The sequence below is a fragment of the Streptococcus sp. HMSC065C01 genome (assembly GCF_001813525.1).
GTDB lineage: Bacteria > Bacillota > Bacilli > Lactobacillales > Streptococcaceae > Streptococcus > Streptococcus parasanguinis_V.
Genome location: NZ_KV812837.1, coordinates 15,477 through 28,430 on the forward strand (window position 1 = coordinate 15,477; position 12,954 = coordinate 28,430).

General features: G+C 38.0%; 15 protein-coding genes and 1 pseudogene. 14 read left to right on the plus strand and 2 right to left on the minus strand.

Annotated features, from left to right (window positions below; all coding sequences use genetic code 11):
* Window positions 1-108 (plus strand): annotated as a pseudogene (locus tag HMPREF2918_RS11775) (N-acetyltransferase); the annotation flags it as partial.
* Window positions 109-387: 279 nt separating this feature from the next.
* Here the strand turns inward: HMPREF2918_RS11775 and HMPREF2918_RS02625 are convergent.
* Both HMPREF2918_RS02625 and HMPREF2918_RS02630 read right to left on the minus strand, forming a co-directional pair.
* Window positions 388-1,173: a CPBP family intramembrane glutamic endopeptidase gene (locus HMPREF2918_RS02625; RefSeq protein ID WP_070594511.1), complete on the minus strand. Its 786-nt coding sequence runs from the start codon at window positions 1,171-1,173 to the stop codon at window positions 388-390.
* Window positions 1,174-1,177: 4 nt separating this feature from the next.
* Complete coding sequence (locus HMPREF2918_RS02630; RefSeq protein WP_070594512.1) at window positions 1,178-2,065, minus strand: helix-turn-helix domain-containing protein; 888 nt, start codon at window positions 2,063-2,065, stop codon at window positions 1,178-1,180.
* A 352-nt stretch (window positions 2,066-2,417) separates the two neighbouring features.
* Between HMPREF2918_RS02630 and HMPREF2918_RS02635 the strand changes: the two genes are divergently transcribed.
* The 13 genes from HMPREF2918_RS02635 to HMPREF2918_RS02690 all read left to right on the plus strand — a co-directional run bounded on the left by HMPREF2918_RS02635 (window position 2,418) and on the right by HMPREF2918_RS02690 (window position 12,846).
* On the plus strand, window positions 2,418-3,437 hold the full coding sequence (locus HMPREF2918_RS02635; RefSeq protein ID WP_070594513.1) for a DNA/RNA non-specific endonuclease: 1,020 nt from the start codon (window positions 2,418-2,420) through the stop codon (window positions 3,435-3,437).
* 119 nt (window positions 3,438-3,556) lie between these two features.
* The gene (locus HMPREF2918_RS11320) at window positions 3,557-3,733 is read left to right on the plus strand and encodes a hypothetical protein (RefSeq protein ID WP_003017298.1); all 177 of its coding nucleotides are present in this window, start codon (window positions 3,557-3,559) and stop codon (window positions 3,731-3,733) included.
* Window positions 3,733-4,344, plus strand: a complete 612-nt coding sequence (locus HMPREF2918_RS02640; protein WP_049490757.1) for a Fic/DOC family protein — start codon at window positions 3,733-3,735, stop codon at window positions 4,342-4,344. The genes HMPREF2918_RS11320 and HMPREF2918_RS02640 overlap by 1 nt, the downstream gene beginning before the upstream one ends.
* 256 nt (window positions 4,345-4,600) lie before the next feature.
* Window positions 4,601-6,349 carry a glycoside hydrolase family 13 protein gene (locus tag HMPREF2918_RS02645; RefSeq protein ID WP_070594514.1) on the plus strand — a complete coding sequence of 583 codons (1,749 nt, stop codon included), beginning with the start codon at window positions 4,601-4,603 and terminating at the stop codon, window positions 6,347-6,349.
* A gap of 82 nt (window positions 6,350-6,431) precedes the next feature.
* On the plus strand, window positions 6,432-6,971 hold the full coding sequence (locus HMPREF2918_RS02650; protein WP_070594590.1) for an RDD family protein: 540 nt from the start codon (window positions 6,432-6,434) through the stop codon (window positions 6,969-6,971).
* 59 nt (window positions 6,972-7,030) lie between these two features.
* Entirely contained in the window at window positions 7,031-7,474 is a 444-nt protein-coding gene (locus tag HMPREF2918_RS02655) for an 8-oxo-dGTP diphosphatase (RefSeq protein WP_049490763.1), read from the plus strand.
* Between the two features lie 220 nt (window positions 7,475-7,694).
* Window positions 7,695-8,555, plus strand: a complete 861-nt coding sequence (locus HMPREF2918_RS02660; protein ID WP_049490765.1) for a MerR family transcriptional regulator — start codon at window positions 7,695-7,697, stop codon at window positions 8,553-8,555.
* A 150-nt stretch (window positions 8,556-8,705) separates the two neighbouring features.
* Window positions 8,706-9,017 carry a hypothetical protein gene (locus HMPREF2918_RS02665; protein WP_049490766.1) on the plus strand — a complete coding sequence of 104 codons (312 nt, stop codon included), beginning with the start codon at window positions 8,706-8,708 and terminating at the stop codon, window positions 9,015-9,017.
* A gap of 203 nt (window positions 9,018-9,220) precedes the next feature.
* A complete protein-coding gene (locus tag HMPREF2918_RS02670) occupies window positions 9,221-9,808 on the plus strand; it encodes an Ltp family lipoprotein (RefSeq protein ID WP_049497578.1) in 588 nt (195 codons plus the stop codon).
* A gap of 200 nt (window positions 9,809-10,008) precedes the next feature.
* On the plus strand, window positions 10,009-10,896 hold the full coding sequence (locus HMPREF2918_RS02675; protein WP_049490769.1) for a DUF4300 family protein: 888 nt from the start codon (window positions 10,009-10,011) through the stop codon (window positions 10,894-10,896).
* 3 nt (window positions 10,897-10,899) lie between these two features.
* A complete protein-coding gene (locus HMPREF2918_RS02680; protein ID WP_049490771.1) occupies window positions 10,900-11,316 on the plus strand; it encodes a hypothetical protein in 417 nt (138 codons plus the stop codon).
* 22 nt (window positions 11,317-11,338) lie between these two features.
* Window positions 11,339-12,094 (plus strand): CPBP family intramembrane glutamic endopeptidase, encoded by a 756-nt coding sequence (locus HMPREF2918_RS02685; RefSeq protein WP_049490773.1) that lies wholly within the window; start codon window positions 11,339-11,341, stop codon window positions 12,092-12,094.
* Complete coding sequence (locus tag HMPREF2918_RS02690) at window positions 12,091-12,846, plus strand: CPBP family intramembrane glutamic endopeptidase (protein ID WP_049490774.1); 756 nt, start codon at window positions 12,091-12,093, stop codon at window positions 12,844-12,846. Before HMPREF2918_RS02685 ends, HMPREF2918_RS02690 begins: the two co-directional genes overlap by 4 nt.
* Window positions 12,847-12,954 lie beyond the last annotated feature (108 nt).

Consider the following 12,954-nt stretch of genomic DNA (forward strand, 5'->3'; position numbering starts at 1 on the left):
AAGGTAACTGCTCAAATTTATCCTTTTAATACTCAAAGTCAAAGAATGTTTTTGGCTTTGGGTTTTCAGAAAGTAGATGAAGAGTGGTATGAATATAAATTGATTTAGGAAAGGTGTGTATCTCCACATAGATTAAGACTGTAATCTGATGTTTATAAAACAATGTTCATGAAAAATAGAGATAAAGGGTAGCCACTGATACATGGACAAGAGTTTTTTCCGAAATCTAAAAATGAAGAGAACACCAACAGATGATTTTTGTTGGTGTTCTTTTTATATGATTTTACAATCTATCACTCTGATTCATGTTTGAAACAAGTTAAACAGACAGTTGTAGGAGGACCTTCGAAGTCGAAATTTTGTACGGTTAATGGAGGATTTTTCCCATTATAATCTCTCCACAGTTTTATTTCGTATATGAATTGCAATTGGTGTGATAAGTAGGTATAGCAAGGTCAAAATGATAAAAAATCCGATATCAGCATCCAAAAATACATATACGATATTAAAGCCAAAATGCATGAAAATAGAATAAATCAGATTATTATATTTTTCCAGAATAATATTCATACAAATAGTAATAGATGTAATCACAACTATATTAGCAATAATATAAGGAACGGCCCGCCAGTCCGTAAATTTTGAATCTACAACCCACAGAAGTGTATGCCAGAAACACCAGACTAGGCCTTGGTAAATAGAGGATTTTAAAAAATGATATTTTTTATTAAATTCTTCTCTCATATAACCACGCCACCCTAATTCTTCACCAGTCGGACCTGATGTAAATGATAAGAATATACTTAGTGGCAATGATACGGTTCCTAGATTGATGTAGGAGAACATTGTTTTTTGGGTCATAAGTGAGTAGAGGAAGAGTGATAAAATACTGAGCCCAAATGTAAGACCAAATGAAGATAGAAGTGGGAGTAACGACACTTTAGCAGAGAAACACCGCTTAAGGAAAGTTGTTCTTTTCTCATCAGTCCTAAAATACTTCCATCCAAATAAAAGAAGGTATGATGGAGACCATGCGACGATATTTCGTACAATCCACATGATAACGGGTGGAACCTTAAATAATAAACTTGCAGGAGCTGCTACAAAAATAATGAGTGCCCAAACAAGTACATAAGAACTGATGATGTATCTTTTTAAATAATTTACATTCATTTAGTTACCCTCTTTCTTCAGTTGTATAGATAACTAGTTCACTCTTAATACCATTCAATTCAATTATATTATCTGCATCGGGTGAATCGAATGGTTCAGTTTTTTGCCCATTTTTTTCATAATAAATATTTGTTCCAATCCCTTTAGCAACAGCAGTAAATAGGCTGTTTTCAGGAATACGAATTCTGGATGTTGCTGAAATCTGGTTAATGTCAATTTCACCGTTTAATGAATGACATAATACTTCCATATCAAGATTACAATTTATTTTTACTTTACCTGAAATATCTTCTAGAGTAATACGAGATGTCTTAACGTCTAGTTCGATATTGTCACATCCTAGGGAGTGAATTTCTACAGACTCTGCACGAACCGCGCATTCAATGTGACTAATATAGCGAGTTGGGATTTGCACAAAGATACTGACCGTTTCTTTAGCCGTTGCCTCCGTTACACCATTGTAACGTTTTACATCTAGGTCAATTCTTTTTCTACTATCATCAATTTTTACTTTAAAATCATTTTGAAGTGTAGAAAGAAGATTTGATACCAGACGAACACGAATTTTTTCTCCCTTGTATCCGGACAATACAAACTTTTCTGCGCCTCCAAATTTCATATCATAGCTCTTGATCTTATCGATATCATACTCTGTGATACTCTCAAAAAGATATTCGCTTGTATTAAGAGTAGTTCTTTCATTACAGATTAGCTCATCGATAGAGATGTTAAATAGGTTTGAGATGGATATCATATTTTCGATATCTGGAATTCCAGCACCAGTTTCCCACTTTGTTACAGCTTGTCTTGATACACCGATTTTTTCAGCTAAAAGTTCTTGTGACATCCCTACTTGTTTACGTATGGATTTTAATTTTTCAGCAAATGTCATGTTGTATGACCTCCTCTATATTCTATGATGTAATTTGTCATAAAGTAGCAATATGACTGATTTTAGTATAGAATAAACGATGATTACAGCACAAGCAAGTAGAGGTTGCATTCTCATTATTTTTGCTACTTTGCGTGGCATTTATCGTTTTAGCGTTGATTTTTAGCATTATTTTAGTTATTTTACCATACATTCAAATGGAATGATGAATACAATTAAAATTAATATTTTAAAATTCCAGAAAGTCTGGGAGTAATAAAAAATAGCATAAAATAGGTTCTAAAAAGTTATTTGTTCTGTAACCGCTTTTTCTGCTATAATATCACTAGATAGAAATGTGGGAGTTTCAATCATGGTTACAAAACGGTTTTTGAAAAAAGTTATTGTTGCGATCGTCTCGGTTTTTATGTCCTTAGCTTTTGTACAAGGGGCTCAAGCTGAGCAAACTGGACTCGATTACCAAAGTCTCAACCTGCTGCCTTTTAATGGCAATAAGCAACTCGTTCTAGGTGAGTTTGATCATTTAGGTCGGGCAACTTCTGCCCATATTCAACTGCAGGATAAGGATGAACCTAAGCAGAAAAGAGAGCCACGTCTCAAACATAATCCAGTTGGCTGGCACAATTATAAGATTGCTTATGGAAACAAAGGGAAGAAGGCCTGGCTGTTCCATAGAGGGCATCTGATTGGCTATCAGTTTAGCGGTCTGACCAATGAAGGGAAAAATCTGGTTCCGCTAACTGCCTGGACCAATACGGGGAATTATAAAGGGACAGCAGATAGCAATGTGGAAGGCATGCTTTACTACGAGAAACGGCTCGATAGCTGGCTGGCTACCCACCCCAATTATTGGCTAGATTATAAGGTGACACCAGTCTATACGGGGGATGAATTGATTCCTCGGCAGGTGACCTTGCAATATGTAGGAATTGACCGAGATGGCAACCTTCTACCAATCAATTTAAGTAGCCCCAAAGAGTCAGTAGATGCTTATGGGATCACCACCGTTACCTTGGATAATTATTCCAAGAATGCGACCATTGACTATCTGAAGGGGACAGCCAAGCCATCTTTAGTGCCGACGGAACCAAGTAGTCAACCACAACCAGCCAGTCCTTCTGTAGAGACGCAACCAAGTCAAGCTCCTCAACTGAGTCAGCCAGCAGTGCCTGCACAGCCCGTTCAACCTGTAGAGCCTTCACAGCCAACTCGTCAACTAGCTCCAGTTGTTTATGTGGCCAGAAATGGAAGTGCTGAGGTTTATTGGTACTCTTTGGACAGTATGCCTCGCAATACCAATTTTTCTAAGGTGGTTCAGATGTCAGAAGAGCAAGCGCTCAGTCTTGGGAAGCGACATACAAGTAAGGAATAAGTATCAGTGATTTTGATAATGAGAAAGCCTAATTGCTGGGCTTTTTGTGTAGGGTAAGTTCTAAATAGGAGAACTAAAATGATTGAAAATATGCTATAATAATAGGACGGAGGTAGAATATGACCTTAGATGTAGATAAAGAAAAAATGATGATTATGGGTGTGATTTTTGATAACAAAAAGGTTTTTAAGAGCGTCTGGTTTGCTCTGAGTACCAATATGATTGAAGGATGGCATCCCACGGTAGAAGATGTGGAGCGACTGAGAGAAGAGGCAGTTGCATTAGGAGTTGGATAATGGTCAGAAAAATATATGATGGGTATGATTATATAGACCCTGATAATTTATACACCTATCCCCATTCATCTGTTCTCATAAATAAATTTAATGAGAAAAATGATAATAAAGCTCGAGAATTAGAATATCGTTTAGTAGCAAGCCAAAGTTTAAAACTGTTTGTTAATCCAATTGAAGTAAATACAGTTTCAGATATTTTAAAGATTCATAAGTTTCTTTTTGAAGGGATGTATACTTGGGCCGGTCAATACCGTCAAGTAAATATCTCTAAAAGTGGAAATGCTTTTATGCCAGTTCAGTCTTTTGATACGGCAGAAAAATATTTAAATACTTTGATTTCAAACTATCTACTTAACTCAAATAATAAAATTGAGATTTGTAAAAGTTTAGCTGAGATATTAGATAATCTAAACTATTTTCACCCATTTAGAGAAGGAAACGGTCGTACTCAACGAGAAGTTATCCGTTCTTTAGCTTTGATGAAAGGCTATGAATGTGAAATTTCAATTGGTTTAGATGATGATATCTATCACTTATATATGGATGGAACAGTTTATGGAGATACTAGTAAGCTCGAAAAACTGTTCAATAAACTATTAACAGAAATATAGATCTGTAGTATATTTTAGTAGGAAACAGTATAAAGTGATGCTTATAAGGTAAAGTCATTGCTTCAACAAAAATCTTTAAGCCCAATTGATGGGCTTTTTGTGTGCAATACAATTATAAAAAGTTAGTAGTCTAAAATTATCTCTCTCAACATATTGCAAACCTTTTCATAAAGTTGTATACTAATAAATGATTTTATGTAATCGTTTGCATAAAGTGGTAAATGATGAAAAGAGAGTATAGTAGGAGACGAGACAGATGGAATTAACAGCGATTTATCATCGGCCTGAATCGGAGTATGCCTATCTTTATAAGGACGGGCAGCTTCATATTCGCATCCGGACTAAGAAAGAGGATATCAAACGGATTGTCTTGCACTATGGGGATCCTTTTATTTTTATAGAGGATCTATATGAGGCGACCAAGGAAATGGACAAGGTGACGACCGACGATCTCTTTGATTATTGGCAAGTATCGGTCTCTGTCCGCCATGCCCGGATCCAGTACCTCTTTGAATTAGAGGATACAGCGGGAGAGAAGATCTTGTATGGAGACCGAGGTGTAGCAGCCTACACCAAGGAGAATCTGGACTTCGTCATGAATGGCTTTAAGCTACCTTTTATCCATGAGATCGATGGGTGTGCTGTTCCGGATTGGGTAGCTCAGACAGTTTGGTATCAGATCTTCCCTGAGCGTTTTGCCAATGGGAATCCAGCCATTTCCCCAGAAGGTGTCCGTCCTTGGGATGCGTCAATTGCCCCTACAATGTTGGATTTCTTTGGTGGAGATTTGCAGGGGATTATCGATCACTTGGACTACTTGCAGGAGTTAGGAATTACAGGTCTCTACCTTTGCCCGATTTTTGAATCGCCGAGCAACCACAAATACGACACCATCGATTACTTTAAAATCGATCGACATTTTGGTGATAAAGAGACCTTCCGCAAACTAGTGAAAGAGGCTCACGCGCGTGGGATGAAGATTATGCTGGATGCCGTCTTCAACCATATTGGCTATGATTCACCCCAATGGCAAGATGTACTCAAATACGGGGAGGATTCGATTTACAAGGACTGGTTCCATATCAAAGAGTTCCCTGTCTCCTCAGAAAATCTGTGGAATAGTCGCGACTTGTCTTACCATGCTTTTGCCTTTGCGGGCTTTATGCCTAAGCTCAATACGGCTAATCCTGAGGTGAAGGCCTATCTCTTGAAGGTGGCGACTTACTGGATTGAAGAGTTTGATATTGATGCTTGGCGACTGGATGTGGCCAATGAAATCGACCATCAATTTTGGCGGGATTTCCGTAAGGCAGTCTTGGCCAAGAAACCAAACCTCTATATCCTTGGAGAAATCTGGCATTCGTCCCAACCTTGGCTCAATGGCGATGAGTTCCATGCGGTGATGAACTATCCCCTCTCTGAAAGTATCAAGGATTATTTCCTGCGGGGGCATAAGGAAACGCAACGCTTCATTTGGGAGATCAATAGCCAGTCCATGTACTATAGGCAACAAATCTCTGAGGTGATGTTTAACCTCTTGGACTCCCATGATACAGAGCGCATTTTGACGACGGCCAAAGGCGATCTTCAGTCTGTCAAGTCTGCTCTGGCCTTCCTCTATCTGCAACGAGGAACGCCTTGTATCTATTATGGAACGGAGCTAGCCCTCATCGGTGGTCCAGACCCAGATTGCCGCCGTGTCATGCCATGGGAGCGCGTGTCAGCGGACAATGACATGCTCAACTTTATGAAGGAATTGATCCAGCTCCGAAAAGAAGTAGCAGGCATGATTCAACATGGTAAAGTAAGCATAGAAGAAGTAGAGCCAGATGTAGTAGCAGTAGAATGGCGGTATGAAGGACAGCTCCTCAAAGCATATTTTAACCACTCCAAGAAAGACGTTGTCTTAGAAAGAGAACAAGCAGATCTGATCAGCCTTGGGAGCATCTCTGATGATCAATTGGTTATCCAACCAAATGGATTTGTTATTTATAGAGAAGATTAATAAGAAAGAAGACTGGAATTTAGGTATTTCAGTCTTTTTTTATAAATGGTTTCTTTATTCGTACCCTTATATTATAATGGAGATGAGAAAGGAGGAGCCGGCGATGAAGATGTTAGCAATCAATCCTATTTCGGTTAAAAAAAGAATGATAGAATTTCTATTTGATTATCTTTTCATTCTAACTTATTTAGTTTTTCTGTTTATAGGTTCGATGCTTATTTACATCATTTTTTTTAATGGTGTCCCAGAGTTTACAGAAATTCAGTCACAGTGGCTTGTATTTTTAACATCTATTTTGCCAATCACCCTCCTGTTTACATATTTGGATTATGCAAAAAATGGGAGCTTGGGGAAGGGAAAAGCGGGACTTGAGCTGGTCTACCAGAAAAAAACAGTGCAAGCTAGCTTAATCAGAAACACCATTAAATTTTTACCTTGGCAAATTGGTCATATGGGCACGATTCATGGTTTCTATAGTAATTTTGACGGATTATCCATTAGCCTCTCTATTTCGGCGACTCTCCTCGCAGTTTTGCTACTAGCAATGACGATATTTAGGAAAGATAAGAGGCATCTTGGAGACCTGCTAGCCCATACGCAAGTTCAGCAAAAAGGTGACTAGGATACAGATTGTCTATTCTGTCCTCAATGAAAAAATACACATAGTTAGGAAGTATCTATATGAATGAAAACGTCGAGTTTACGAATCTTTGTATGGTAAGAGATGGCGATAGAGTTCTTGTTATGGATCGTAAAAAAGAGGACTGGCCAGGCCTTACATTTCCTGGAGGTCATGTCGAAGTGGGAGAGTCATTTACGGAAGCAGTGATCCGTGAAGTGAAGGAAGAAACTGGCTTAAGGATAGCTTCTCCCCAGATTTGTGGAATGAAAGATTGGGTAGAAGACGGCATTCGTTATGTAGTTCTCTTTTATAAGACAGAAAAGTTTGACGGAGAATTAATATCCTCTGAAGAGGGGAAAGTCTGGTGGGAGGACCTGAAAGAATTGCCAAAACTAGACCTCTCCTTAGATATGGAGGATATGCTTCGTATTTTCCTTGAAGAAGACCTGTCTGAATTTTTCTACTACCAAGATGGAGAAGACTGGAAGTACGATTTAAAATGAAATCGAACGCTGATTCTTCTAATAATTAACTTGATAACTTTTTTTAGCAGTTAACCCAATGGTTGGCTGTTTTTCTTTTTTTATGACAGATATATTCGTGGAACCTTGTTATAATAAGAAATAAAAGAGATTAGAAAAATGATTGTCTTCTGTTTATAAGGTAAAGGTTGACATGTCCCTTGGGGACAGGAGTATCATATAGTTAAGGGGGTGCAAGATTATGTTAAGAAATGATATTCAAAGAATAACAGGTTTAACTCGAAAAGCACTAGAATACTATGAAGAAAAAGGTTTTATTCATCCTCGAAGACTAGAAAATGGGTATAGGGAATATTCGGAAAAGGATGTGGAGATTCTGAATAAGATTGCCTTGTTTAAAAAATTAGGGCTAAGCATAACAGAAATAAAGGACTGTCTGAAGTCAGATGGGGCTACTGCATCTAGTATTCTCAGAAGAAAAGAGCAAGAACTAGAAAGTGATGAGAAACGGAAAGTAGTGTTTGATCTCTATATAAAAGGTGCAGACACGGATCTGATCAATGAAAAACTTGCGGTCATCGAAGCTGAGGACTCCATTTATAAGAGACTCGAAAGAGCATTTCCAGGATACTTGGGGCAATGCTTATTTGCTGCCTATCAACCTTTTTTACAGGAGCCCTTGTCAAAAGATGGAGAAGAAGCATTTAAGAAGTATATTCAATATTTAGATAGCCTTCCAACCTTTGAGTTAAGCAGAGAAGAACAGGATTATGTTGATGAACTGAGTTCTAGTTTTAATATGAAGACCTTAAAAGAGGTTAATGAAGCTAAGATAGCTGCGGTAGAAAGTTATGAAAAGTGGAATAATGAAAATAAGGACACAATTTCTATTTATGATCGCTATTTGAACAGTGATGATTACAAAACAAGTCCAATGAAACACATTCAAGATCAACTGAAAACATTTTTGATTAACCATCACTACTATGAAGTAGCTATTCCTCTGATTAGACAATTTAGTAAGAGTTACGATCATTATTATAAAAAACTAACGGAGGCAAGTGACTATTATTTAAAGCAAAAGGGAGATGCTCCACAGTAAATCGGAAATCAATATACTTCATAAGATTTAACGATTAAGAGATAGAGTCAGGAATGGCTTACCCTTGTTCTATTTTTCAGTTTCTTTAATTGTACTTTCCCCTACATAGGTGTATAATATGTCCTTAGATAAACAAATGAGGAATTTACTATGGAATTAAAAGATTTTACAGAAAAAGAACAAGAACAAATCAAGCAAGGATTGAGTACAGCTGAGATTTCTGATAAAGAAGCAGCGAAGAAGTTGCTCGCTTTAGTCTCGCAAGAATGGATCAAGCGTATTCCTTTCTTTGTCAGAGGGCATGCGACGACCAAGACAGTTGAGCGTGTAGCTAAGCAATACCCTGAACTTTATGCCGTGGCGAAACGTCAAGGAGACCTTCCTGAAAAAGAAGGAGAAGAGCTCCGCATGATTATGACAGCCATCTTTGAAGAAAAGATGAACAAACATAAGATTAAATAATCTAATATAATACTTTGTTATTTTTTTATCACACAATTGAATGAGTGATTGCAGTTGAAATGCAGTCACTTTTTTATTTACTAGCCATAGAGACTTTTACACTAGTAAATAAAAATGAACAATATTTCATGATATAATACTAATGAAAGCAGTTCCAGAGGGATGAAAATTTCATTGGAGAAAAACAAGTAAAGGTAGTCATGATGAAAAAGTTTTTGATATTTATTTTTACAATGTTTGGATTGATGTTAGGAATGTTAGCTATGATGTATAATGAATATATTCGAGCTTATGAAGCGGCTCATCATAGATCAAGCTTTCCAGAACCGAAAGAAAATTTACTAGTACCAGTAAGTACAAGGGCATATGCAAAAGCTAAATCTTGGTCAGAGAAATCTCCTTTATCGAAGCAACAAATTAAAATTTATCTTACTAAGTATGGCATGTATTCAGAGTATATTTCCCAGTCCGCTGTCAATAAGCTTAATATAGACTGGAAAGAGCAGGCTGTTTTAAGAGCAAAATCATATCAAAAGTTTCATTATTCAAAAGAAAAGTTAGTTGGGCAACTTGTAAATGTTGATCTATTTACTCCAGAAGAGGCTGATTATGCTATAGAAAAAGTTCATTTCGATTGGAAAGAGGAAGCTGTGAAAGAAGCGGAATCTTCTGCAAACGGTGGCAAGATTTCGAAAGAACGGTTATTAGAAATACTTGTTGAAAATAGAAAATTTACTCAAGAAGAAGCTGAGTACGCAATAGAACATGCCAAAATAGATTGGTCGAATTAAACAATAGTTTTAATTTTGATTTTTGTAATATATTGAAGAGCTGGACAGTTGCCAGCTCTTTTTTGCTACTTATAAACTTTTCTCATTTCGTAAAAAATAGTTGGAGCAAAGCCAGTTTTAAACTATAATAGAGGAAAAGGATTATCGATATGAAAAATTTATAGAACAAACATTTTAATCAATAGAGAAGGAACCAGTTTATGAAACCATCTAAAAAAATCATGCTCCTTACAAGCTGCGCCTTGGCGATCTTTGCTTTAGCGGCTTGTGGTAGCAACCAAAAGCAATCCAAGGAAAAGCAGGAAAGTTCCACTGTGCAGAAATCTAGTTCAGATAAGGAGCGCTACAAGGGAAGCTACAGCAACCTCAACAGCAAGGCGAGTGTCGATGAAGTGCGGACTCTTTTATCTACTTATTTGGATCAGGACAGTGTAGATAAATTTCTGGGTCTAGTAACGGACTACGATAGCATTGTCGGCTCTGTTGGCTTGACGGGTGACTTCAGTAAGTTCAAGAAAACAGACTACAATGTTGAGAAGATCAGTGACTTGTGGACCAAGAAAAAGGGCGATTTCGTCGGGACCAACTGCCGGATCAATAGCTATACTCTTCTGAAGAATCGCATCGAGATTCCTAAGATGAAAGCGGATAGTGAACTTTTATTCGTGGATAATGATGCCATTGACAAAGGGAAGATCTTCGATGAGGCAGACAAGGAAGCTTTTAACATTCTGTATTCACGGGTTCCGACAGAGGCGACAACAGATGTCAAGGTCCATGCCAAGAAGATGGAAGAATACTTTGCTCATTTCAAGTTCAATGAAAATGCGCGCATGCTTTCTGTCATCGTTCATGATAACCTTGACGGTAATACCCTTTTTGTTGGTCACGTGGGCGTTTTGGTACCTGCCAAGGACAGCTATCTCTTTGTCGAAAAGCTAACCTTCGAAGAGCCCTATCAAGCCATCAAGTTTGCGACCAAGGAAGATGTCTACAAATACTTGGAGACCAAATACCAAGACTACACAGGCGAAGGTCTGGCTAAGCCCTTTATCATGGACAATGAAAAATGGGTTGAGATGAAGTAGAGGATGAAAGACAGCGTGTTAGAATTTAGAAAGATAATGGAGTATGCTCCGATTCTATATGTGTTAGTTTTCTTGCTCTTTTCCACTGTTCTTCTTTACCTGAGAAGAAGGGCAATCGCGAGGGGTAGTAGTGGTCCCTTCTTTGCTCCTTTCCATATTAGCCTTGGAATCTTCTATATCCATGTCGCTCTGTGTTTCAGTCGGCGAATGATCCCACTGAAAGAGATCAAGCAAATCACCTATGCAATTTTTCGTGGACGATCTGGTGGCGGGGCTCGCTATGCTTTTTATATCGAGCTTAGAAATGGAAAGACTATTCCCTTCTTTTTTGGAAAAAGCAAGCGGAATGAAGAGCTGGTGGAGAAGCTAAAACGAAATGCAGGTAGGTATGGGTTTAAGGTAGATAGCACTGGAAATTAAATGAGAGAAAAAGGAATCACGAATGAGTAGAAAACAAGCCCTATCTATGTATTTGTTAGGGACCTTTGGTCAAGTATTAGGAGTCTGCCTTCTGGTGTGGTTTTTAAGAGCAGGAGGAGTCAAGGTTGATTTTACATCATCATTTGGGATCATCGCTATTATTGTAGGTGGCTTGTCATCAGCTTTTTGGGGTAGTCTTGCCAGTATTGACTACCATCAATCTAGTTTCAAACAAGTTCTAAAAGATTTTTTTCAAGTCAAAGACAGTCTGGCAAATTATTGTTTAGTGCTCTTTTTCTTGTTGCTTGACTTTTTCCCCTTTATCTTTGGTGGTAAGATCACCAGTCAATCGTTGGTCTTGCCAGTAGTGCTTTTTTTCAAGGCTCTTCTTTTTGGTGGAGTTGAAGAAATTGGCTGGCGTTATTTCTTTCAACCGGTTTTGCAGGAAAAAATACCATATCTTTCAGCTACTGTGATCACTTTTTTAGCCTGGTCTAGTTGGCATCTACTATACTTTTATATTGATGGTTCTTTAGGTGTCATTCAATTGTTTCCGTTTCTAGTAGGTCTGCTAACTAACTGCTTTATCTTATCGGCCTTGTATCATAAAACGCAAAATTTATGGATCTGTGTCATGGCTCATGCCTGTATCAATTCCTTGTCTCAGATTCTAGTGAATGAAGAGGTATGGCTATCTATCGTCAGTAAAATTCTTATTATTAGTTTAGCAATCATGATTGCAAGAAAGAAGTATGAAACTGTAAAGGAGGAAAAATGAGCAAATTTATTTCAAAACAATCAGTCGCTATCTGGTATGCATTGACTGCCCTCCTTGCTACATTTCTAGTCGGGCAAGTGATCCTTTGGTTGTTCCCAGATAGGAGTAGTATGGGGGCCTCACTACTGTTTATCCTAATGAACTTGATTCCCATGATTGTGGCTGCTGTCTTTTCTCTGGTGTTGAGTGAAGTCAACTCCTTGGGTGAATTTTTCAAAAAGGTCTTTCTTCAAAAAGAAAGTTCCCTATCTTGGATCCTAGCTTTCTTCGTTCCCGTCATCTATTATGGGATTTCCATCCTGCTTATGAACGTTCGCTTTACTGGGAACTCCCTCTTGGCCTTCTTCCTCTATTTCCCTTGGACCTTTTTATATGGAGGTTTGGAAGAAGTAGGCTGGCGTTGGTTTTTACAAGATCATCTTTCCTTTCGTAATCACTTTATACCTAAAATGATGGTTCTTTCCATTGTCTGGTTCCTCTGGCATATTCCTATCTATCAACTCCCTTGGATTACAGCAGGTTCGTCCAACTATCTCATCTTTTACCTGATGATTTTAGGGAATACCTTCCTATTTGGAGCGCTCAAGGAGTACTCGAAAGGAGCTGTCCCTTGTATCCTCGCTCATATGCTGATTGATAGTCTGGCTGTCCTTATGCTGGTTCAGAGCTCTCTTCCTCAGATTATCCTTCTGGTTAGTTGCGAAATCCTAGTAGCTTCTTGGCTGGTGGCTATACGAAAATCAGAGAAATAGAGTTGTACCTCTTCGGTGGAAGTCTGTCATCTTTACCCTTTAGGAATTCAATGTAAAGTCCATAAAATGCTATAATCAGTTTAATGAAGATGCTAGATATAGGATCAA

Coding starts and splice junctions, on each gene's coding strand:
- HMPREF2918_RS02625 (WP_070594511.1), bottom strand. CDS start 1,173: ATGAATGTAAATTATTTAAAAAGATACATCATCAGTTCTTATGTACTT.
- HMPREF2918_RS02630 (WP_070594512.1), bottom strand. CDS start 2,065: ATGACATTTGCTGAAAAATTAAAATCCATACGTAAACAAGTAGGGATG.
- HMPREF2918_RS02635 (WP_070594513.1), top strand. CDS start 2,418: ATGGTTACAAAACGGTTTTTGAAAAAAGTTATTGTTGCGATCGTCTCG.
- HMPREF2918_RS11320 (WP_003017298.1), top strand. CDS start 3,557: ATGACCTTAGATGTAGATAAAGAAAAAATGATGATTATGGGTGTGATT.
- HMPREF2918_RS02640 (WP_049490757.1), top strand. CDS start 3,733: ATGGTCAGAAAAATATATGATGGGTATGATTATATAGACCCTGATAAT.
- HMPREF2918_RS02645 (WP_070594514.1), top strand. CDS start 4,601: ATGGAATTAACAGCGATTTATCATCGGCCTGAATCGGAGTATGCCTAT.
- HMPREF2918_RS02650 (WP_070594590.1), top strand. CDS start 6,432: ATGAGAAAGGAGGAGCCGGCGATGAAGATGTTAGCAATCAATCCTATT.
- HMPREF2918_RS02655 (WP_049490763.1), top strand. CDS start 7,031: ATGAATGAAAACGTCGAGTTTACGAATCTTTGTATGGTAAGAGATGGC.
- HMPREF2918_RS02660 (WP_049490765.1), top strand. CDS start 7,695: ATGTTAAGAAATGATATTCAAAGAATAACAGGTTTAACTCGAAAAGCA.
- HMPREF2918_RS02665 (WP_049490766.1), top strand. CDS start 8,706: ATGGAATTAAAAGATTTTACAGAAAAAGAACAAGAACAAATCAAGCAA.
- HMPREF2918_RS02670 (WP_049497578.1), top strand. CDS start 9,221: ATGAAAAAGTTTTTGATATTTATTTTTACAATGTTTGGATTGATGTTA.
- HMPREF2918_RS02675 (WP_049490769.1), top strand. CDS start 10,009: ATGAAACCATCTAAAAAAATCATGCTCCTTACAAGCTGCGCCTTGGCG.
- HMPREF2918_RS02680 (WP_049490771.1), top strand. CDS start 10,900: ATGAAAGACAGCGTGTTAGAATTTAGAAAGATAATGGAGTATGCTCCG.
- HMPREF2918_RS02685 (WP_049490773.1), top strand. CDS start 11,339: ATGAGTAGAAAACAAGCCCTATCTATGTATTTGTTAGGGACCTTTGGT.
- HMPREF2918_RS02690 (WP_049490774.1), top strand. CDS start 12,091: ATGAGCAAATTTATTTCAAAACAATCAGTCGCTATCTGGTATGCATTG.